This window comes from Prauserella aidingensis (assembly GCF_024171865.1).
Taxonomy (GTDB): domain Bacteria; phylum Actinomycetota; class Actinomycetes; order Mycobacteriales; family Pseudonocardiaceae; genus Prauserella; species Prauserella aidingensis.
The window spans coordinates 271,031-289,296 of the sequence record NZ_JAMTCN010000005.1 but is presented as its reverse complement, the minus strand read 5'-3'; the positions used below and the strand labels follow the sequence as shown (position 1 = coordinate 289,296).

The window sequence follows — 18,266 nt, the reverse complement described above, 5'->3', positions numbered from 1 at the left end:
CCCCCCGGATCATGCGTTCGACTGGGGGCATCAGTCATGCCGGACCTGGAGACCAGGAGCCCCTCGACCAAGGAGCCACGAAAAAGGTAACGGGGCACCTTGGTGGCACTGGGCGCCACCAAGGTGCCCCTGGGGCCTTCTGAGCGGAGCCGCTGTCAGCCGCCGGCGGCCGCGGCGTTGCCGTCGACACCGGGCGTCTGCACCTGCACCGAGTCGTACGTCTGCCGCACGTCCTGGTAGTTCAGCGAGGAGCCCGCCGGCAGCATCTTGAGGATCGTCTCCGGTGCCGCCTCGAACATGTCGCCCGTCAGGCCGAGCCACTCGGCGGTCGTCACGTCCGGAATGCTGTAGCGGATGCCGCGGTCGGACACCAGCTGCAGGGGCCCGTGGTCGAACGTCTCCCGCGTGGTCGCCGAGCGGACCACACCGGCGTGCCCCGGCTGCATGTAGAACTGGTCGACCTGGTTGTAGCCGTCGGGTGCGGGCGTCTCCACGTCGATCGGGTTCGCCCCCTTGGGCAACGGCGACGTGTTGTGGACGTACAGCCGCGTCACCGAGTCGCGGGCCCGTCCCTCGCCCTCGACGCTCCAGCCGAGGCAGGTGTGCGGGGTCAGCTCCTGGTCGACGATCTCGAGGTCGCCGGCCACCGGCAGGTGGTCGAGCTCGTACCAGCCCTGGTCCCCCTCGGACAGCTTCGGCGCACCGGCGATGGCGCCGGGCCCCACGCGACGGGCCGTCCTGGCGCTCTCGTCGGCGGCGAGCATGACGCTGGCCGCACCCTCGTTGATCTCCTGCACGCCCTGCTGCAGCACCAGGTAGTACGTCGTCGACCCCGCGTCCTGCACCTCGAGGACCGTGCCGACCGGCGCCGACTCCACGTCGAAGCCCTGGGGAGTGCTGCCCGAGCCCGGGACCTTCGGGGCCTTCAGCTCACCGGACGCGTTCGGGATGGCCTCGAGCAGGCTCGGCGACATCTTGCGGACGTCGTCCTCGCTCAGGTTGAACGCGTTCACGATCGGGTCGTCCCCGGCCATGTTGACCGGCGCCTTCACCGCGTCGCCCTGACCCGCCTGTGTGTCCGCCTGGCGGTAGACCAGGTAGGTCGTGTCGTCGTTGCCCTTCGAGTTCTTGGCGAGAATGGCCTGATTCCGCGCCAGCTCGTCCTGCCGCGCACCACCGGACTCGCCGGCGAGCACCTGGCTCGTGACCTCGGCCTCCTGCCGCGCGGTGTTGTCGGGCAACGAACTGTCGTAGTTCAGGTTGTCGCAGACGGCCCAGTTCTGGCCGATCGTCTGTTCGTTCGTGGGCAGCAGCGGCGGGCCGTCGGGAATGCCCCGCAGCCGTTCCCGGCCGATGTCGACCAACTGCGTGTCGGGGACGACCTGCGGTTCGAGGTCGGCGGGGTCGGGCGCCTGCGGCAGCTGTCCCCCACCTTGGCCGCCGTCGCCGCCCTCCTGTGCCTGCGCCATGCTCAGCAGCTTCGCGGACGCGACGTTGAACGTCGGGATGAGCCGCTTGTCGCCGCCCTGCGCCTGGTGCACGACGTAGACCTGGCCGGACTGTTCACTGATCACGATGCCGCTGTCGGGCACCGTCGGCGCCGGCTTGAAAATGCCGAACACCAGGAAACCGAGGCAGCCGAGCGCGCCGAGGACGACGCCGACCGTGGTCGCGCGTCCGTGGGTCCGCATCGGGTCGTGCAGCATGACCGGGTCCTTGCGCACCAGCGCCGACTGCATGCGCCGCAGTACGAACCGGTACGCCTGAACCTGTGACTTTGTTGTCGGTGTTGACGGCATTCTCGCCCCACTGCCTCCCCATCGCGATACGGTCCCGCAGGATAGCCGTGCAGGACCGGCTGGTGTTGGTTTCTACCAACACCCGCTAGTCTGCGACTCCCCGGGATGGCTGTTTTCGCTGCGTGACCGTCACACGAGTCCCGCAGCGGACAAACCAGGCTGCGCCTGCGGCCGACCGGGCACACGCGAGGGACAAGAGGGGAAGAAGCCAGCGGATGTCCGTCACCACTCCACGTTCATCGGGCCCGCCTCCGGGAGGGAGGCCGCCGGGCCCCGGGGGACCCCAGCGGCCGCAGGGACCCGGCGGTCCCGGACGTCCGGGACCGGGCGGACCCGGCGGACCGGCTGGGCCTGCCGGTCCCGGTGGCCCGGCGGGCCCCGGCAGGCCCGGCCCCGGCGGACCGGGCGGCCCCGGTGCGCCCGCGGGCCCGAAGGGCCCGGCAGGACCCGGCGGACCGGGTGGACCCGGTAGGCCCGGTCCCGGCGGCCCGGGAGGTCCGGGTGGCCCGAACGGCCCGGCAGGCCCCGGTGGGCCGAGCGGACCCGGTGGCGCTCCGCAGCGACCGAGCGGTCCGGGAGGACCCGGTGGCCCCGACAAGGGCGCACCGAAGGGACCGCCTCCCGGCGGCCCGGGTGGACCCGGCGGGCCCGGTGGACCGGGTGGTCCCGGCGGCAACGGCCCCGGCGGCAACGGCCCCGGTGGCCCCGGTGGCCCCGGTGGACCGGGCGGACCCAGCGGGCCGCACGGCTCCGGCGGACCCGAACCCACCCCGCCCGAACCCGCCACGCCGCAGGAACCGCAGCCCCGGAACGCACCTCCCGCCCGCAGACGGACCCTCGGCGCGAGTCTCGGCCCGCTGCCGGTGATGAACATCGTCCTCATCGAGGTCGGGCTCGCCATCGGGCTGGTACTGGTCGCCATCGACGAATCGCTGCTGTGGGTCGGCGCCGGCGTTCTGGGCCTGACGATCGTGCTGGCGCTGGTGCGCTGGAACGGCCAGTGGTTCACCCAGTGGGCGGGCCTGACGTCGCGGTACACGCTCCGTTCGCGCGCCCGCACGGCGACACCGCCGCCTCCGAAGTCCATCGAAACGGTGGACGACGAGGAGGAGCCGGTCATCGGCGACGACGACGTGCGCGTCAACCTGCTGCGGCTGGCCATCCCCGGCCTCGTCGTGGCGCACGGCAACGACCACGAGCACGCCGACGTCGGCCTCGCCTGGCACGACGGCACGTGGACCGCGGTACTGCTCGTCGAGCCGACCCCGGCGCTGATCACGCAGGCGGGCGGCGCGCCGAGCCTGCCGCTGTCGGCGCTCGCACCGTGCCTGGAGGACCGCGGCGTGGTGCTCGACTCCATCCAGATGACGTGGCACTGCTACCCCGGCAGCGCCGCGCTCCCCTCCGACTCCCCCGCGCTCAGCTCGTACATGGAGGTACTGGGGCCGCTTCCCGCCGCCGCGCGGCGGACGACGTGGATCTCGCTGCGGCTGGACCCGAAGCGCTGCGCCGAAGCCGTCCGCGAACGTGGTGGCGGCGTCGTCGGCGCGCACCGCGCCCTGATGGGTGCGCTCTCGCGTGTCCGCAACGCACTCGAGTCCAACGGCATCCCCACCCGCCCGCTGGACGCCGACGAACTGCTGCGGGCCGGCATTTCCGCCGCCGAGCTCACCGGCGTCGTCGGTTCGGGCCAGAAGGTGTCGCTGAAGGAGAAGTGGACGGGCGTGACGGCCGCGGGCATCGGCCACGCCAGCTACGCCATCACCGGCTGGCCGAAGGGCAAGGTCACGCAGAACCTCAACGCCCTGACCAGCGTGCGCGCCCTGTCGTCGACGGTCGGCATGGCGATCTCCCCCGCCGAGGACGAGGGCAAGGTGACGCTGCGCGGCATCGTCCGCGTCAGCGCCCGCAACCCGCGTGAACTCGACACCGCCGACCAGCGGCTCGGCACGCTCGCCGACAAGGTCGGTGTCTCACTCACCCCGCTGCGCGGCAAACAGACCGACGGCCTGGCGGCGACGATCCCGCTGGGAGGCACCGCATGACCCGGGCGCAGCCGACGACCCGTGAGCATCGCAGGGCCGCCGAGGCCCGAGGAGCGGAACGGGGAGGAATCGAGAAATGACGCGACTGCAGGACCCCACCAAGGTCGACGGGGTGGCGCCCGAGTTCATCGCCGACCCGGCGCTGCTCGACGCGGTCAGCCCGTCCGGCGACCGCGGCGGCATCATCCTCGGCTCCGGGTTGCAGGGCGAACCGCTGACGGTGTCCGCGCTGCGGTCGGTGCCCACGCGCATCGTGCTGGTCGGCGGGCTGTACCTGGCGCGCCAGGTGGCGATGCGCGCGATGGCGGTCGGTGCGTGGTGCATCGTCGCCACGGGCCGTCCCGCCGCGTGGCACGTGCTGCAGCAGGCCGCGGGCACGCAGCGCGACGGGCAGCCGTCGCCGCTGGTGCAGATCCGCAGGCTCTCGCCCGTCGAGCTGCCCCGTCCCTCGGAGGACGCGCCGCTGCTCGTGGTCAACGACGGCGGTCCTACGCCGCAGGACCTGTTCCCACCGCGCTCACCGTGGCAGACGACCGTCTACGTGCTGCCGTACCTGCACCCGCAGGCCACGGCGGTCGCCAACGGCGCCGACCTGGTGCTGATGCAGCGACTGCCCGCGGGTCAGGCCGACCTGGCGGCGCAGATCTGGCGGCTGCCGCAACAGATGACCCGGCAGCTGACGACGTTGAAGGACGACCAGGTCGTCGCGCTCGGCAGGAACCTGTGGCGCCCGCTCCGACTCGTCACGACCAACAAGGAGCAGGCGATCCTCGGCCCCGTCCGCCGAGGCGACTGACAGCCCGCCGAACGCCCTTGGGGGCTTTTTCGCGTCAGAGGGCGTCGCGGACGGCGCGGGTCTGCTCCGCGCGGGCGGCGAGCTCGTCGTCCGGCGGGTAGTCGATCGCCAGGAGCGTCAGTCCGTGGGCGGGCGCGACCGAGCTCGCGCGCTGCCTGCTGTCGAGCACGCGGTGCGGCCACTCGACGTCGCGCCTGCCGTCGCCGACCATCAGCACCGCCCCGACGAGGCTGCGCACCATCGAGTGGCAGAACGCGTCGGCCGACACGTCGGCATGCACCTCGTGCTCGCCCACGCGCCGCCACGTGAACCGCTGCAGTTCCCTGACGGTCGTCGCTCCCTCACGCTGCTTGCAGTACGCCGCGAAGTCCTGCAACCCCAGCAGCGACTGGGACGCCTCCTGCAGCGCGTCGACGTTCAACGGGCGGTGCCACGCCAACGTGTCCTTCCTACGCAGCGGCTCGACACCCCACGGCGCATCGGACACCTGGTAGCGGTAGTGCCTCCGGACGGCGGAGAACCGGGCATCGAAACCGTTCGGGGCGGGAGCCGCCGCGAGCACGCGCACGTCCGGCGGCAGCAGTCGATTCCACCGGTGGCGCATGCGGTCCAGGTCCGGCAGACCGCGCGCGTCGACCGTCAACCGGCGCGACGTCGGCTGCGCGTCGTACGGTTCGACGTCGACGTGCACGACCTGCCGCGCCGCGTGCACGCCGGCGTCGGTACGGCCCGCGACGACCACCGACCGCGGCACCGACGCGCCGGGCGGCTGCGTCGCCAGCGCCTCCTCCAGCGACCCCTGCACGGTGCGCCTGCCGGGCTGCCGAGCCCACCCGGAGAAGTCCGTGCCGTCGTAGGCCACTTCGAGGCGCAGACGAACGAGCCCGCCCTCCCCGAGGGGAGCGGCGGGCTCGTTCGATGCGTGACTGCCTGTCAGGCTTCGTCCTTCTTCTCGGACTCGGCCTGCTCGTCGGCCTGCTCGCCCGCCTCGGCGGCCGGGCTGTCGGCCGAGTCGGCGGAGTCCGCCGAGTCACCCGAGTCGGCGCTGTCGGCGGAGTCCGCGGACTCGGCGCTCTCAGCGGACTCGGCTTCGGCCTCGGCCGGCTTCTCGTCGGCCGCGAACTTCGTGCCGCGAGCCTTCTCGGCCTCGGACGTCACCGTCTTCTCCGCCACCAGTTCGATGACCGCCATCGGGGCGTTGTCGCCCTTGCGCGGCAGCGTCTTGGTGATGCGGACGTAACCACCGTTGCGGTCGGAGAAGTGCGGGCCGATCTCCTCGACCAGCTTGTGCACGACGTCCTTGTTGCGGATGGTCCGCATGATCTGACGCCGGTTGTGCAGGTCGCCGCGCTTGGCCTTCGTGATCAGCTTCTCCGCGAGCGGCCGGACACGCCTGGCCTTGGCCTCGGTGGTGGTGATCTTGCCGTGCTCGAACAGCGACGTGGCCAGGTTCGCCAGCATCAGCCGCTCATGCGACGGCGATCCACCGAGACGGCGTCCCTTGGTGGGGGTGGGCATCGGTTCTCCTCGTTAGCTTCTCAGCCGCGGGACCCGGTGGCCGGCCGCGAACCGGCCACCGTCGTCGGGTCCTACAACTGTTCCGTCTCTGCGTAGTCCAGGCCATCGTTGTGGCCATCGTCGGACAGACCACCGGGGACGCCGACGGACATGTCGTCGCCCCAGCCCTCGCCGTCGTCGTAGTTGGCGGCCGCGGTCGTCGGGTCGAACCCGGGCGGGCTGTCCTTGAGCGCGAGGCCGAGGCCGACGAGCTTCATCTTCACCTCGTCGATCGACTTCGCACCGAAGTTGCGGATGTCGAGCAGGTCGGCCTCGCTGCGCGAGACCAGCTCGCCGACCGTGTGAATTCCCTCGCGCTTGAGGCAGTTGTAGGACCGCACCGTCAGGTCCAGGTCCTCGATCGGCATCGCGTAGGCGGCGATGGTGTCCGCCTCCTGCGGCGACGGGCCGATCTCGATGCCCTCCGCGTCGACGTTCAGCTCCCGTGCGAGGCCGAACAGCTCGACGAGCGTCTTGCCCGCCGAGGCGACGGCGTCCCGCGGCGTGATCGACGGCTTCGTCTCCACGTCCAGGATCAGCTTGTCGAAGTCGGTCCGCTGCTCGACACGCGTGGCCTCGACCTTGTACGTCACCTTCAGCACCGGCGAGTAGATCGAGTCGACCGGGATACGGCCGATCTCGGCACCCGCCTGCTTGTTCTGCAGGGCGGGCACGTAGCCACGGCCACGCTCGACGACGAGTTCGACCTCGAGCTTGCCCTTGTCGTTGAGCCAGCCGATGTGCAGATCCGGGTTGTGGACCGTCACGCCTGCCGGCGGCACGATGTCCGCCGCGGTGACCTCACCCGGGCCCTGCTTGCGCAGGTACATGGTGACGGGCTCGTCCTCCTCGGAGGACACCACGAGCTCCTTGAGGTTCAGGATGATCTCGGTGACATCTTCCTTCACCCCGGGGACGGTGGTGAACTCGTGCAGGACGCCGTCGATGCGGATGCTCGTGATCGCAGCACCCGGGATCGACGACAGCAACGTGCGCCGGAGCGAGTTGCCGAGCGTGTAGCCGAAGCCCGGCTCGAGCGGCTCGATGGTGAACCGGGACCGGGTCTCGTTGACCGTCTCTTCTCCGAGAGTCGGCCGCTGGGAAATCAGCACTGTTCCTTGTCCTTTCCTGCCGGCGCCCGCCATATGACGCCGAAAGGGATGGCGGAGCGGCGGCGCGGATCGGCCGCGCCGCCGCCGGCGATCACTTCGAGTAGTACTCGACGATCAGCTGTTCCTGCACGGGGATCTCGATCTGCGCCCGCTCGGGGAGCTGGTGCACGAGGATCCGCAGCGTCGACGGCACGACCTGCAGCCAGGCCGGGATCGGACGCTCGCCCAGGGCCTCCTTGGCGGCCACGAACGGCAGCATCTTCGCGGACCTCGGCCGCACGTCGATGATGTCGAACTTGGACACCCGGTAGCTGGGCACGTTCACGTTCTTGCCGTTGACCGTGAAGTGGCCGTGGCCCACGAGCTGACGGGCCTGGCGGCGCGTACGGGCGATACCCGCGCGGTACACGACGTTGTCCAGCCGCGACTCGCAGATCTGCAGCAGGTTCTCGCCGGTCTTACCGGGACGCCGTGCGGCCTCCTCGTAGTAACGGCGGAACTGGCGCTCGAGCACGCCGTAGGTGTGGCGGGCCTTCTGCTTCTCCTGCAGCTGAAGCAGGTACTCGCTCTCCTTGACCCGGCCGCGGCCGTGCTGGCCCGGCGGGTAGGGACGACGCTCGAAGGCCTGGTCGCCGCCGATGAGGTCGGTCTTGAGGCGACGCGACAGACGCGTCGCGGGGCCGGTGTAACGAGCCATTTCTGTCTACTCCTCCCCGTTCCTCAGACCCGACGACGCTTCGGCGGGCGGCAACCGTTGTGCGGCTGCGGGGTCACGTCCTGGATGGTGCCGACCTCGAGGCCGGCGGCCTGCAGCGAGCGGATCGCGGTCTCGCGACCCGAACCCGGGCCCTTCACGAACACGTCGACCTTCTTCATGCCGTGCTCGGCGGCCTTGCGGGCGGCGTTCTCCGCGGCCATCTGGGCGGCGAACGGCGTGGACTTACGCGAGCCCTTGAAGCCGACGTGCCCGGAGGAAGCCCACGAGATCACAGCACCGTTCGGGTCGGTGATCGAAATGATCGTGTTGTTGAACGTGCTCTTGATGTGAGCATGCCCGTGGGCAACATTTTTCTTCTCTTTGCGGCGCACCTTCTTGGCGCCGCCACTGCGGGGTGGCATTGGGTGATCTCCTCGTTAGCGCGAGTGCTTCTCGTCGGCGGCCGCGGCGGCTTCCTGCTGCCCGCGCCGGATGATCGTTCCGGCGTCGGAGTACAGCTCGCGCAGCGCCATCGGACGGGCGTACAGCGACTTCGGCGACGTCGCGTGGTTGCGACGCGAGCCGACGCCCGCGCGCATCGCACGCCGCTTGGTCCGTACGACGGTCATCAGCGGCCCGCCTTCTTCTTGCCGGCGACCGTCTTCTTCGGGCCCTTGCGCGTGCGCGCGTTGGTCTTGGTGCGCTGACCGCGGACAGGCAGGCCACGGCGCCAGCGGAGACCCTCGTAGCACCCGATCTCGATCTTCCGACGGATGTCGGCGTTCACCTCGCGGCGGAGGTCACCCTCGACCCTGAAGTTCTCTTCGATGTGGTCACGCAGCTTCACCAGGTCGTCGTCGCCGAGGTCCTTGACCCGCGTGTCCGGGTTCAGCTCCGTCGCGACGGCGATCTGCTTGGCGCTGGTACGGCCGATGCCGTAGATGTATGTCAGCGCGATCTCCAGCCGCTTCTCGCGGGGGAGATCGACGCCAGCGAGTCGTGCCATTGGCGCTTGTGCTCCTCGTAGTTTCTCTTCAGGTCTGCTCCCCGACCACTTCCGGGACGACTCGCGTCTCCACCCGCTCGCGCGGGCGGTGTCCCGGCCCCGGCCTGAAGTCCGGGGGTCGGCGCTGTCCGGCTCACCGGTCAGCGCAGGTTCGGGGAGGCTGTAGTTGTCACAGTGCTCTTGTGATGTGCCAGTGCTCTGGTGTCACGTCACTGTCGACAAGTGGACGAGCTGCTCAGCCCTGCCGCTGCTTGTGCCGCAGGTTGTCGCAGATCACCATGATCCGGCCGTGCCGCCGGACCACCTGGCACTTGTCGCAGATTCGCTTGACGCTCGGCTTGACCTTCACGTCTCCTGCTTTCGTCGTGTCGAATAACCGCGTGCCCTACCGGGGAGGGCACCTCAGGCATCCGCCACGCCCTCCGTGATCACTTGTAGCGGTAGACGATGCGACCACGAGACAGGTCGTAGGGCGACAGCTCCACAACCACCTTGTCCTCAGGCAGGATGCGGATGTAGTGCTGCCGCATCTTGCCGCTGATGTGGGCCAGGACCTTGTGGCCGTTCTCCAACTCGACACGGAACATCGCGTTGGGGAGCGGCTCGATCACGCGGCCTTCTACCTCAATGGCCCCGTCTTTCTTCGCCATGTACTCCGCAATTCGTGATTGGTTGAGCGATGGTGCTTACCTGGACTGACGAGCGCCCCATCCTGCGTCCGAACACGTCGAGTGGCCGGGAGGATTCCGGAACCGGAAATCCGCACCTGCCCCGAACGGGCGTCGGAGAACAGCATGGAAGGCACGCCAGCTGTACAGTCTACGCACCTCGTGTCACGACTCCCAAACCGGGGCCGGTTGTGATAGGTGCGGGTAGCATCCGTGCGCTCCGCGGACGCGGAGAGTGAGCGACTCTACACCGTCCGAGTGACGGTTCGCAGCAACGTCGCCTGCCGGTCCAGGTTACCCCGCCGACGCCGCCTCCGGCGCGGTGAGCACCCACGGTCCGTCCTCGGTGACCGCCACGGTGTGTTCCCAGTGGGCCGCGCGGGAGCCGTCGTCGGTGATGACGGTCCACCCGTCGTCGAGCTCCACCGTCCCGCCGGACCCGCCGGTCAGCATCGGCTCGATCGCCAGGGTCACCCCCGGCCGCAGCTCGGGACCGCGACCCGGTTTGCCGACGTTCGGCAGGAACGGCTCCATGTGCATCTCGCGCCCGATGCCGTGCCCGCCGTACTCCTCGATCATCCCGTACTCGATGCCGTCCTCGAGGATCTTGCTCAGGGCTTCCATCTCGACGGCGTGGGAGATGTCGGTGAGCCGGCCGCCGGGGCGGGCCGCGTCGATCCCGGCCTGCATCGCCGACTTCGTCGCCGCCGACAACTTCCGGTCGGGCTCGCTCACCTCGCCGACCGAGATGGTCACGGCCGAGTCGCCGTGCCAGCCCTCGAGGATGGCGCCGCAGTCCACCGACAGCAGGTCGCCCTCCGCGAGGACCAGCTCCGACGACGGGATGCCGTGCACGATCTGGTCGTTCACCGACGCGCAGATCGACCCCGGGAAACCGTGGTAGCCCTTGAACGAGGGCACCGCGTCGGCGTCCCGGATCAGCTGCTCGGCCAGAGCGTCGAGTTCGAGCGTGCTCACGCCCGGCCTGGCCGCGGTCGTCACGGCGGCCAGGGTGCGCGACACGACGAGGCCCGCCGCACGCATGGCCTCCAGCTCACCGTGCGACTTCGCCTCGATCGAACCGCCGCGGCGCATCCACCGCGGCATCCTCAGGCCGAGCAGGTTCACGAGCTCTTGCCGAGCGCGTCCAACACGCGCTGCGAAACCTCGTCGACCTCGCCGATGCCGTTCACGGTCACCACGATGTCGGCGTAGTACTCGAGCAACGGCGCCGTCTCCTGCCGGTAGACCTCCTGCCGACGGCGGATGATCTCCTCGGTGTCGTCGCTGCGGCCGCGGGCCAGCAGGCGCTCGACCAGCTCGTCCTCGCTCACCTTCAGCTCGATCACACCGTCGAGCGCCGTGTTCTGCGCGGCGAGCATCTCGCCCAGCACGTCGGCCTGCTTCGTGTTGCGCGGGAACCCGTCCAGCAGGAAACCGGCCTTCGCGTCCGGCTCCTCCAGACGTTCGCGCACCATCTCGTTGGTCACCGAGTCGGGTACGAGCTCGCCGGCATCCATGTACCGCTTGGCTTCGAGGCCCAGCGGCGTTTCGTTGCCGACGTTGGCACGAAACAGATCACCTGTCGAGATGTGCGGAACGCCCAGTCGCTCGGAGAGAGAGACCGCCTGCGTCCCCTTGCCCGCTCCGGGAGGACCCACAAGGAGCACACGCGTCATCGGAGGAACCCTTCGTAGTTGCGCTGCATGAGCTGGCTTTCGATCTGCTTCACCGTGTCCAGTCCGACACCGACCATGATCAGAACCGCCGTGCCGCCGAGCGGGAAGTTCTGGTTCTGGCCTTCGCCGGTGAGGGACAGGAAGAAGTTCGGCAGGATTGCCACGATGCCAAGGTAGATCGATCCGGGCAACGTGATCCTGCTCAGCACGAAGCGCAAGTACTCGGCGGTCGGCCTACCCGGACGGATACCCGGGATGAAACCGCCGAACTTCTTCATCTCCTCGGCGCGATCGTCAACGTTGAAGGTGATCGTGATGTAGAAGTACGTGAAGAAGATGATCAGAGCGAAGTACAGCAGCATGTGCAGCCAGCTGCTCTGATCACTCAGGTACGTCTGGATGAACTGCGTGAAGCCACCCGGGTTCTGCGGGTCGCCGGTCAGGTTCACCAGCAGGTCCGGCAGGTACAGCAGCGACGAGCCGAAGATCACCGGAATGACACCGGCCTGGTTGACCTTGATCGGCAGGTACGTCGACGTGCCCCCGTACATGCGCCTGCCGACCATGCGCTTGGCGTACTGCACCGGGATCCGGCGCTGCCCCTGCTCGACGAAGACGACGCTCGCGATGATCACCAGTGCCAGCAGGCAGACGAACGCGAACACGAGCGGCGTGTTCTGGTTCAGGATGTTGGCGCCCTCGGCCGGGATCTGCGCCGCGATGTTGAGGAAGATCAGCAGCGACATGCCGTTCCCGACACCGCGCTCGGTGATCAGCTCACCCATCCACATCATCACGGCGGTACCGGCGGTCATCGTGAGGACCGTGATCGCCATGGTGACGACGCTGTTGTCCGGGAAGATCGACTCGGTGCAGTTCGGGAACATCCCGCCGCGCTCTGCCAGCGCGATGACACCGGTGGCCTGCAGAATGGCCAGCGCGATCGTCAGGTAGCGCGTGTACTGCGTCAGCTTGCCCTGCCCGGACTGGCCCTCCTTCTTCAGCTCTTCGAAGTGCGGAATGACCACCGTGAGCAGCTGCACGATGATGCTCGCCGTGATGTACGGCATGATGCCCGTCGCGAAGACGGAGAGCTGAAGGAGCGCTCCACCGCTGAACAGGTTCAGCAGCGTGAAGAAACTCTGACCCTCGACCTGCGCCTGACAAGCCTGAACGCTGTTGTACGACACGCCAGGCGCTGGAATGACCGCGCCGAGCCGGTACACGGCCACGATCATCAACGTGAACAGGATCTTCTTGCGCAGGTCCGGCGTGGCGAGAGCCGAGCGGAAGGCGCTGAGCACGCGGGGGACCTCCTCAGGCGTCGCCGGCGGGTTCCGGCGAGCGGCTTGGCCGGCGGTCTCGGACGCCGGCGGGACGACTCACTTCGCTGGCGAGCTGGCCAGACGGACGCTTGAAGACAGGGGACGTCCCCAGGCGCCTCGACGACTCTAACAGCCGCTCAGGGTGGCGATTCACCGAGTTGCCGAACTGACCGCAGGGTACCGACGGAAGTCGCGCAGCCCTCGGCCGCACCCTCCGCGACGCGACGAACGCCACTCCCCTGAGGCCCGGCTGTAGCACGCACCACACCCGCCGACCGACGAGGCGAGCCCCTCCGGCACACACGACCGCACACACGCAGCGGCCCGCCCGGGTGTCGCCGGACGGGCCGCTGCCGCGAATCCTCGAACGTCAGAGCGAGGTGGCCGAGCCACCCGCCGCCTCGAGCTTCTCCTTCGCGCTCTTGGAGAACGCGTCGGCCGAAACCTCGAGCTTGACGCCGTCGACGTCGCCGTTGCCGAGAACCTTGACGAGGTGGCCCTTACGGACGAGACCGTTCTCGACGAGTTCGTCCTTGCCCACCTTGCCGCCGTCGGCGAACACGCGGGCGATGTCGCCCACGTTCACCGGCTGGTACTCGGTACGGAAGCGGTTCTTGAAGCCACGCAGCTTCGGGAGCCGCATCTGGATGGGCATCTGCCCACCCTCGAAGCCGGCGGGCACGTTCTTCCGGGCCTTGGTGCCCTTCGTACCGCGACCGGCGGTCTTGCCCTTCGAACCCTCACCACGGCCGACGCGCATCTTCTCGCGCTTGGCGCCGGGTGCGGGCTTCAGGTCATGGATCTTGATGGTCATGAGTTGACCTCCTCCACGCTCACCAGGTGCCGCACCGTGCGAACCAGGCCGCGAACGTCGGGAGTGTCCTCACGTACCACGGACTGACGGATCTTCCGCAGTCCCAGGGTACGCAGGGTGTCCCGATGACTCTGCCGCGAGCCGATCACGCTCTTGATCTGGGTGACCTTCAGCTGCGCCATCTCAGACCTCCTGACCCGCACGCTGACGCAGCATCCGCGCCGGCGCGACGTCCTCGAGCGGCAGACCGCGACGGGCCGCCACCTCCTCCGGACGGGACAGCCCCTTCAGCGCGGCGACGGTCGCGTGCACGATGTTGATCGCGTTGTCGGAGCCCAGCGACTTCGACAGCACGTCGTGCACACCCGCGCACTCCAGCACGGCACGAACCGGGCCACCGGCGATGACACCGGTACCGGCGGAGGCCGGGCGGAGCAGCACCACACCCGCGGCGTCCTCACCCTGAACCGGGTGCGGGATGGTGCCGGCGATGCGGGGCACGCGGAAGAAGTTCTTCTTGGCCTCCTCGACGCCCTTGGCGATCGCCGAGGGCACCTCCTTGGCCTTGCCGTAGCCGACGCCGACCTGACCGTCGCCGTCGCCGACCACGACCAGAGCGGTGAAGCTGAAGCGACGACCGCCCTTGACGACCTTGGCCACGCGGTTGATCGCTACAACGCGCTCGAGGTGCGGGTTCTTGTCCTGGGCCGCCCCGCCACGGCCACCGTCACGACGGTCCCTGCGGTCCCGGCCGCCACCGCGCTCGCGGTTCTGCTGCTCGCCGGGCCCGCCCTGGCCGCCGGATTGCCGCGTACGTCCCGGCATCAGGCGTTCCTTCCGTTCTCGAACTTGTTCACCATCAGAATTCCAACCCCGCTTCGCGAGCGGCGTCGGCCAGCGCCGCGATCCGGCCGTGGTAGGCGTTGCCGCCGCGGTCGAACACCGCGGACTCGACACCCGCGTTCTTGGCGCGGGAGGCAACCAGCTCGCCGACCTTGGCGGCCTTGGCCTTCTTGTCGCCCTCGACGGCGGCCACGTCGGCCTCGAGCGTCGACGCCGAGGCCACGGTGTGGCCCGCCACGTCGTCGATCAACTGCACGTAGATGTGCCGGGAGGAGCGCTTCACCGACAGCCGCGGACGCTCCGCGGTGCCGAAGATCTTCTTGCGCAGCCGGGTGTGCCGGCGAGCCTTGCTCACGCGGCGACGGGTCGAGACGTCCTTGCCGATCGGCCTGCGCTTCGTAACCGTTTCGCTCATGATCACTTACCCGTCTTTCCGACCTTGCGACGGATGCGCTCACCCTCGTAGCGCAGGCCCTTGCCCTTGTACGGGTCAGGGCGCCGCAGCTTGCGGATGACCGCAGCGGTCTGGCCGACCTTCTGCTTGTCGATGCCGGCTACCGAGAACTTCGTCGGGCTCTCCACGCTGAACGTGATGCCCTCCGGAGCCTTGATCAGTACCGGGTGGCTGTAGCCGAGGGCGAACTCGAGGTCCGAACCCTTGGCCTGCACGCGGTAACCGACCCCGTGGATCTCCATCTTCTTCTCGTAGCCTTCGCTGACGCCGACGACCAGGTTGTTCACCAGCGTCCGCGTGAGGCCGTGCAGCGACCGGTTCTCACGCTCCTCGTCCGGGCGCTTCACCACGATCGCGCCGCCGGAGTCGCGCTCGACGACGATCGGCTCCGGCACCGTGTGCTCAAGGGTGCCCTTCGGGCCCTTCACCGACACGTGCTGGCCGTCGATGTTCACCTCGACCCCGGAGGGGACGGTGATCGGCAGCTTTCCAATGCGTGACATTGCCTTGTCCCCTCCCTTACCAGACGTAGGCGAGGACTTCGCCGCCCACGCCGTTGCGCATGGCCTGCCGGTCGGTCTGGAGGCCGGCGGACGTCGAGATGATCGCGACGCCGAGGCCACCGAGAACCTTCGGCAGGTTGTTGGATTTCGCGTACACACGCAGACCCGGCTTCGACACGCGGCGGAGGCCGGCGATGCTGCGCTCACGGTTCGGCCCGAACTTGAGGTTCACGACGAGGTTCTGGTGCTTCTCGCCGGGCTCCGTCCGGTAGTCCGCGATGTAACCCTCGCGCTTGAGGATCTCGGAGATGTTCTGCTTGATCTTCGAGTGCGGGAGCGTCACCTCGTCGTGGTGCGCCGAGTTCGCGTTCCGCAGACGTGTCAGGAAGTCTGCGATCGGGTCGGTCATCGTCATGGTGACCTGTCAACCTTTCTCGCCCTGGTTCCCCGGCACTGCCGGGGCCTGTGGCGAAGTGGGAGTTATCGGGGCGCCTTCACCAGCTGGACTTGCTCACGCCGGGAAGCTGTCCCGCGTGCGCCATTTCCCGCAGGCAGATGCGGCAGAGGCCGAACTTGCGGTAGACCGAGTGCGGCCGGCCGCAACGCTGGCAACGCGTGTAGGCCCGCACCTTGAACTTCGGCTTCCGAGCGGCCTTGGCGATGAGGGACTTCTTAGCCATGGCTCACGCCTCCTTAAAGGGGAAGCCGAGCTTGCGGAGCAGCGCACGGCCTTCGTCGTCGTTGTTGGCGGTGGTCACGACCGTGACGTCCATGCCGCGCGCGCGGTCGATGGAGTCCGGGTCGATCTCGTGGAACATCGACTGCTCCGACAGGCCGAACGTGTAGTTGCCGTGCCCGTCGAACTGCTTGCTCGACAGCCCGCGGAAGTCGCGGATACGCGGCAGCGCGATGTTCAGCAGCCGGTCCAGGAACTCCCACATGCGGTCGCCGCGCAGCGTCGCACGCGCACCGATCGGCATGCCCTCACGCAGCTTGAACTGCGCGATGGACTTGCGGGCCCTGCGCACCTCGGGCTTCTGCCCGGTGATGGCGGCCAGGTCACGCACTGCGCCTTCGATGAGCTTGCTGTCGCGGGCGGCGTCGCCGACGCCCATGTTCACGACGACCTTCGTGACACCCGGGATCTGGTGCACGTTCTCGAGGTCGAACTCCTCGCGCAGCTGGCCCGCGATCTCGTCACGGTAGCGGACCTTGAGCCGCGGGGTCGGGTATGTCGTCTCTGCGGTCGTCATCAGATGTCCTTGCCCGTCTTACGCGAGATCCGAACCTTCTTGCCGTCCTCGTCGAAGCGGTAGCCGACCCGGGTCGGGTTGCCGTCGGAGTCCACGACCATCACGTTCGACACGTGGATCGGGGCCTCCTGCGTGACGATGCCGCCGGACTCGGCGCCACGCTGGTTCTGGGAGATCCGCGTGTGCTTCTTGATCCGGTTCACGCCCTCGACGAGGACCTTGCTGCGCTCCGGGTCGGCCTTGATGACCTTGCCCTTCGCACCCTTGTCCTTGCCTGCGACGACGAGAACGGTGTCGCCCTTCTTGACCTTCATTCAGAGCACCTCCGGCGCCAGCGAGATGATCTTCATGAACTTACGCTCGCGCAGCTCGCGACCGACCGGTCCGAAGATGCGCGTGCCTCGCGGCTCGTTGTCGTTCTTGATGAGTACCGCGGCGTTCTCGTCGAAGCGGATGTAGGAGCCGTCGGGGCGACGCCTCTCCTTCGCTGTACGGACGATGACCGCCTTGACGACGTCACCACGCTTCACATTGGCGCCCGGGATGGCGTCCTTGACGGTGGCGACGATGACGTCGCCGAGGCCCGCGTAGCGCCGCCCCGAGCCACCGAGCACGCGGATGGTCAGGATCTCCTTGGCACCCGTGTTGTCGGCGACTCGCAGTCGCGACTCCTGCTGGATCACGTCAACTCCTGTATGTCGCGCCGGTTCTCGGGGTTTCTACCGAGCCTGGCGGAACGAATGGGGCTGCTTGCCGCCCCCTGATTACTTGGCCTTCTCGCGGATCTCGACCAGCCGGTACCGCTTGGTGGCGGACATCGGGCGGGTCTCCATCACGATGACGCGGTCGCCCACGCCGGCCGTGTTCTGGTCGTCGTGCGCCTTGACCTTCTTGGTCGAGCGCATGACCTTGCCGTACAGCGGGTGCTTCTTGCGGTCCTCGAGCTCCACGACAATCGTCTTGTCCATCTTGTCGGACACGACCAGGCCCTCACGGACCTTCCGGTAGTTCCGACCGGAGTCAGCCTTCTGCAGCGGCTCGCTCATGCGGCACCTTCACTCTCGTCAGTCTCGTCAGGCGCGATCGAGAGACCGAGCTCGCGCTCGCGCATCACGGTGTAGATGCGCGCGATGTCCGCGCGGACCGTGCGAAGCCTGCGGTTGTTGTCGAGCTGGCCGGTCGCCATCTGGAACCGGAGGTTGAACAGCTCCTCCTTGGATTCCTTCAGACGCAGCACGAGCTCTTCCGCAGTAAGCTCACGCAGCTCCGACGCAGCAACTCCAGCTGCCGCCATCAGAACTCACCACCTTCACGGCTCACGATCCTGCACTTCATCGGCAACTTGTGGATCGCGCGGCGCATGGCCTCGCGGGCCACGGCCTCGTTCGGAAAGCTCATCTCGAACATCACGCGGCCCGGCTTGACGTTGGCGACCCACCACTCCGGCGAACCCTTACCGGAACCCATGCGGGTTTCGGCCGGCTTCTTCGTGAGCGGACGGTCCGGGAAGATGTTGATCCAGATCTTCCCGCCACGCTTGATGTGGCGCGTCATGGCGATACGAGCGGACTCGATCTGCCGGTTCGTCACGTAGGCGTGCTCGAGCGCCTGGATGCCGTAGTCACCGAAGGTGACCTTCGTGCCGCCCTTGGCGGCACCCTTGCGCTTCGGCGCGTGCTGCTTACGGTGCTTGACCTTGCGTGGGATGAGCACGC

At 68.5% G+C, this 18,266-nt stretch carries 28 protein-coding genes; 2 read left to right on the top strand and 26 right to left on the bottom strand.

Annotated elements, in window-relative coordinates; all coding sequences use genetic code 11:
* Positions 1–155: 155 nt before the first annotated feature.
* Positions 156–1,799, bottom strand: a complete 1,644-nt coding sequence (eccB, locus tag LY13_RS09105) for a type VII secretion protein EccB (protein ID WP_301298657.1) — start codon at positions 1,797–1,799, stop codon at positions 156–158.
* An 866-nt stretch (positions 1,800–2,665) separates the two neighbouring features.
* Between eccB and eccE the strand changes: the two genes are divergently transcribed.
* Both eccE and LY13_RS09095 read left to right on the top strand, forming a co-directional pair.
* Entirely contained in the window at positions 2,666–3,844 is a 1,179-nt protein-coding gene (eccE, locus tag LY13_RS09100; RefSeq protein ID WP_301298656.1) for a type VII secretion protein EccE, read from the top strand.
* A gap of 76 nt (positions 3,845–3,920) precedes the next feature.
* Complete coding sequence (locus tag LY13_RS09095) at positions 3,921–4,640, top strand: hypothetical protein (protein WP_253827855.1); 720 nt, start codon at positions 3,921–3,923, stop codon at positions 4,638–4,640.
* A 34-nt stretch (positions 4,641–4,674) separates the two neighbouring features.
* On the opposite strand, the gene truA is transcribed toward LY13_RS09095, so the two are convergent.
* The 25 genes from truA to rplP form a co-directional block, all read right to left on the bottom strand.
* The gene (truA, locus tag LY13_RS09090) at positions 4,675–5,502 is read right to left on the bottom strand and encodes a tRNA pseudouridine(38-40) synthase TruA (protein ID WP_253827854.1); all 828 of its coding nucleotides are present in this window, start codon (positions 5,500–5,502) and stop codon (positions 4,675–4,677) included.
* 71 nt (positions 5,503–5,573) lie between these two features.
* Positions 5,574–6,158 (bottom strand): 50S ribosomal protein L17, encoded by a 585-nt coding sequence (gene rplQ, locus LY13_RS09085; RefSeq protein ID WP_253827853.1) that lies wholly within the window; start codon positions 6,156–6,158, stop codon positions 5,574–5,576.
* A 71-nt stretch (positions 6,159–6,229) separates the two neighbouring features.
* Positions 6,230–7,309, bottom strand: coding sequence for a DNA-directed RNA polymerase subunit alpha (locus LY13_RS09080; protein WP_253827852.1), 1,080 nt, complete (start codon positions 7,307–7,309; stop codon positions 6,230–6,232).
* 91 nt (positions 7,310–7,400) lie between these two features.
* On the bottom strand, positions 7,401–8,006 hold the full coding sequence (rpsD, locus tag LY13_RS09075) for a 30S ribosomal protein S4 (RefSeq protein ID WP_253827851.1): 606 nt from the start codon (positions 8,004–8,006) through the stop codon (positions 7,401–7,403).
* Between the two features lie 23 nt (positions 8,007–8,029).
* Entirely contained in the window at positions 8,030–8,428 is a 399-nt protein-coding gene (gene rpsK, locus LY13_RS09070) for a 30S ribosomal protein S11 (protein ID WP_030532865.1), read from the bottom strand.
* A 15-nt stretch (positions 8,429–8,443) separates the two neighbouring features.
* Positions 8,444–8,635 (bottom strand): hypothetical protein, encoded by a 192-nt coding sequence (locus LY13_RS09065; RefSeq protein ID WP_183651247.1) that lies wholly within the window; start codon positions 8,633–8,635, stop codon positions 8,444–8,446.
* Complete coding sequence (gene rpsM, locus LY13_RS09060) at positions 8,635–9,012, bottom strand: 30S ribosomal protein S13 (RefSeq protein WP_183646120.1); 378 nt, start codon at positions 9,010–9,012, stop codon at positions 8,635–8,637. The genes LY13_RS09065 and rpsM overlap by 1 nt, the downstream gene beginning before the upstream one ends.
* A 235-nt stretch (positions 9,013–9,247) precedes the next feature.
* On the bottom strand, positions 9,248–9,361 hold the full coding sequence (gene rpmJ, locus LY13_RS09055; protein ID WP_005453284.1) for a 50S ribosomal protein L36: 114 nt from the start codon (positions 9,359–9,361) through the stop codon (positions 9,248–9,250).
* Between the two features lie 79 nt (positions 9,362–9,440).
* Entirely contained in the window at positions 9,441–9,662 is a 222-nt protein-coding gene (gene infA / locus LY13_RS09050) for a translation initiation factor IF-1 (RefSeq protein ID WP_030532868.1), read from the bottom strand.
* A 312-nt stretch (positions 9,663–9,974) separates the two neighbouring features.
* Positions 9,975–10,775 (bottom strand): type I methionyl aminopeptidase, encoded by an 801-nt coding sequence (gene map / locus LY13_RS09045; RefSeq protein WP_253827850.1) that lies wholly within the window; start codon positions 10,773–10,775, stop codon positions 9,975–9,977.
* Positions 10,776–10,804: 29 nt separating this feature from the next.
* A complete protein-coding gene (locus tag LY13_RS09040) occupies positions 10,805–11,359 on the bottom strand; it encodes an adenylate kinase (RefSeq protein ID WP_253827849.1) in 555 nt (184 codons plus the stop codon).
* Positions 11,356–12,663, bottom strand: a complete 1,308-nt coding sequence (secY, locus tag LY13_RS09035) for a preprotein translocase subunit SecY (RefSeq protein ID WP_253827848.1) — start codon at positions 12,661–12,663, stop codon at positions 11,356–11,358. Before secY ends, LY13_RS09040 begins: the two co-directional genes overlap by 4 nt.
* Before the next feature lie 391 nt (positions 12,664–13,054).
* Entirely contained in the window at positions 13,055–13,498 is a 444-nt protein-coding gene (gene rplO, locus LY13_RS09030) for a 50S ribosomal protein L15 (protein WP_253827847.1), read from the bottom strand.
* Positions 13,495–13,680, bottom strand: a complete 186-nt coding sequence (gene rpmD, locus LY13_RS09025) for a 50S ribosomal protein L30 (protein WP_253827846.1) — start codon at positions 13,678–13,680, stop codon at positions 13,495–13,497. Before rpmD ends, rplO begins: the two co-directional genes overlap by 4 nt.
* A gap of 1 nt (position 13,681) precedes the next feature.
* Positions 13,682–14,323 (bottom strand): 30S ribosomal protein S5, encoded by a 642-nt coding sequence (gene rpsE, locus LY13_RS09020; RefSeq protein ID WP_183646129.1) that lies wholly within the window; start codon positions 14,321–14,323, stop codon positions 13,682–13,684.
* Between the two features lie 34 nt (positions 14,324–14,357).
* On the bottom strand, positions 14,358–14,756 hold the full coding sequence (gene rplR, locus LY13_RS09015) for a 50S ribosomal protein L18 (RefSeq protein WP_253827845.1): 399 nt from the start codon (positions 14,754–14,756) through the stop codon (positions 14,358–14,360).
* Positions 14,757–14,758: 2 nt separating this feature from the next.
* Positions 14,759–15,298, bottom strand: a complete 540-nt coding sequence (gene rplF / locus LY13_RS09010; protein ID WP_253827844.1) for a 50S ribosomal protein L6 — start codon at positions 15,296–15,298, stop codon at positions 14,759–14,761.
* Between the two features lie 16 nt (positions 15,299–15,314).
* The gene (gene rpsH / locus LY13_RS09005; RefSeq protein ID WP_253827843.1) at positions 15,315–15,713 is read right to left on the bottom strand and encodes a 30S ribosomal protein S8; all 399 of its coding nucleotides are present in this window, start codon (positions 15,711–15,713) and stop codon (positions 15,315–15,317) included.
* Positions 15,714–15,792: 79 nt separating this feature from the next.
* Entirely contained in the window at positions 15,793–15,978 is a 186-nt protein-coding gene (locus LY13_RS09000; RefSeq protein ID WP_183646137.1) for a type Z 30S ribosomal protein S14, read from the bottom strand.
* A 3-nt stretch (positions 15,979–15,981) separates the two neighbouring features.
* Complete coding sequence (gene rplE / locus LY13_RS08995; protein WP_253827842.1) at positions 15,982–16,551, bottom strand: 50S ribosomal protein L5; 570 nt, start codon at positions 16,549–16,551, stop codon at positions 15,982–15,984.
* Positions 16,551–16,865, bottom strand: a complete 315-nt coding sequence (gene rplX, locus LY13_RS08990) for a 50S ribosomal protein L24 (RefSeq protein WP_183646142.1) — start codon at positions 16,863–16,865, stop codon at positions 16,551–16,553. Before rplX ends, rplE begins: the two co-directional genes overlap by 1 nt.
* Entirely contained in the window at positions 16,866–17,234 is a 369-nt protein-coding gene (rplN, locus tag LY13_RS08985) for a 50S ribosomal protein L14 (RefSeq protein ID WP_253827841.1), read from the bottom strand.
* 81 nt (positions 17,235–17,315) lie between these two features.
* Positions 17,316–17,597, bottom strand: coding sequence for a 30S ribosomal protein S17 (gene rpsQ, locus LY13_RS08980; protein WP_253827840.1), 282 nt, complete (start codon positions 17,595–17,597; stop codon positions 17,316–17,318).
* Positions 17,594–17,845, bottom strand: a complete 252-nt coding sequence (gene rpmC / locus LY13_RS08975; protein ID WP_030532883.1) for a 50S ribosomal protein L29 — start codon at positions 17,843–17,845, stop codon at positions 17,594–17,596. The genes rpsQ and rpmC overlap by 4 nt, the downstream gene beginning before the upstream one ends.
* Positions 17,845–18,264, bottom strand: a complete 420-nt coding sequence (gene rplP, locus LY13_RS08970) for a 50S ribosomal protein L16 (protein ID WP_183779642.1) — start codon at positions 18,262–18,264, stop codon at positions 17,845–17,847. Before rplP ends, rpmC begins: the two co-directional genes overlap by 1 nt.
* Positions 18,265–18,266: the final 2 nt, after the last annotated feature.

Excerpts from the sequence above, each read along its gene's own strand:
- rpsQ (WP_253827840.1), bottom strand. The coding sequence starts at position 17,597 with ATGAGCGAGCCGCTGCAGAAGGCTGACTCCGGTCGGAACTACCGGAAG.
- rplE (WP_253827842.1), bottom strand. The coding sequence starts at position 16,551 with ATGACGACCGCAGAGACGACATACCCGACCCCGCGGCTCAAGGTCCGC.
- eccE (WP_301298656.1), top strand. The coding sequence starts at position 2,666 with ATGAACATCGTCCTCATCGAGGTCGGGCTCGCCATCGGGCTGGTACTG.
- rplR (WP_253827845.1), bottom strand. The coding sequence starts at position 14,756 with ATGAGCGAAACGGTTACGAAGCGCAGGCCGATCGGCAAGGACGTCTCG.
- map (WP_253827850.1), bottom strand. The coding sequence starts at position 10,775 with ATGCGCCGCGGCGGTTCGATCGAGGCGAAGTCGCACGGTGAGCTGGAG.
- rpsK (WP_030532865.1), bottom strand. The coding sequence starts at position 8,428 with ATGCCACCCCGCAGTGGCGGCGCCAAGAAGGTGCGCCGCAAAGAGAAG.
- rpsM (WP_183646120.1), bottom strand. The coding sequence starts at position 9,012 with ATGGCACGACTCGCTGGCGTCGATCTCCCCCGCGAGAAGCGGCTGGAG.
- rplF (WP_253827844.1), bottom strand. The coding sequence starts at position 15,298 with ATGTCACGCATTGGAAAGCTGCCGATCACCGTCCCCTCCGGGGTCGAG.
- LY13_RS09000 (WP_183646137.1), bottom strand. The coding sequence starts at position 15,978 with ATGGCTAAGAAGTCCCTCATCGCCAAGGCCGCTCGGAAGCCGAAGTTC.
- rpsE (WP_183646129.1), bottom strand. The coding sequence starts at position 14,323 with ATGCCGGGACGTACGCGGCAATCCGGCGGCCAGGGCGGGCCCGGCGAG.
- rpmC (WP_030532883.1), bottom strand. The coding sequence starts at position 17,845 with ATGGCGGCAGCTGGAGTTGCTGCGTCGGAGCTGCGTGAGCTTACTGCG.
- rpmD (WP_253827846.1), bottom strand. The coding sequence starts at position 13,680 with ATGGCGCAGCTGAAGGTCACCCAGATCAAGAGCGTGATCGGCTCGCGG.
- eccB (WP_301298657.1), bottom strand. The coding sequence starts at position 1,799 with ATGCCGTCAACACCGACAACAAAGTCACAGGTTCAGGCGTACCGGTTC.
- LY13_RS09095 (WP_253827855.1), top strand. The coding sequence starts at position 3,921 with ATGACGCGACTGCAGGACCCCACCAAGGTCGACGGGGTGGCGCCCGAG.
- LY13_RS09065 (WP_183651247.1), bottom strand. The coding sequence starts at position 8,635 with ATGACCGTCGTACGGACCAAGCGGCGTGCGATGCGCGCGGGCGTCGGC.
- LY13_RS09040 (WP_253827849.1), bottom strand. The coding sequence starts at position 11,359 with ATGACGCGTGTGCTCCTTGTGGGTCCTCCCGGAGCGGGCAAGGGGACG.
- rplO (WP_253827847.1), bottom strand. The coding sequence starts at position 13,498 with ATGACCATCAAGATCCATGACCTGAAGCCCGCACCCGGCGCCAAGCGC.
- rpsH (WP_253827843.1), bottom strand. The coding sequence starts at position 15,713 with ATGACGATGACCGACCCGATCGCAGACTTCCTGACACGTCTGCGGAAC.
- rplX (WP_183646142.1), bottom strand. The coding sequence starts at position 16,865 with ATGAAGGTCAAGAAGGGCGACACCGTTCTCGTCGTCGCAGGCAAGGAC.
- rpsD (WP_253827851.1), bottom strand. The coding sequence starts at position 8,006 with ATGGCTCGTTACACCGGCCCCGCGACGCGTCTGTCGCGTCGCCTCAAG.
- infA (WP_030532868.1), bottom strand. The coding sequence starts at position 9,662 with ATGGCGAAGAAAGACGGGGCCATTGAGGTAGAAGGCCGCGTGATCGAG.
- rplQ (WP_253827853.1), bottom strand. The coding sequence starts at position 6,158 with ATGCCCACCCCCACCAAGGGACGCCGTCTCGGTGGATCGCCGTCGCAT.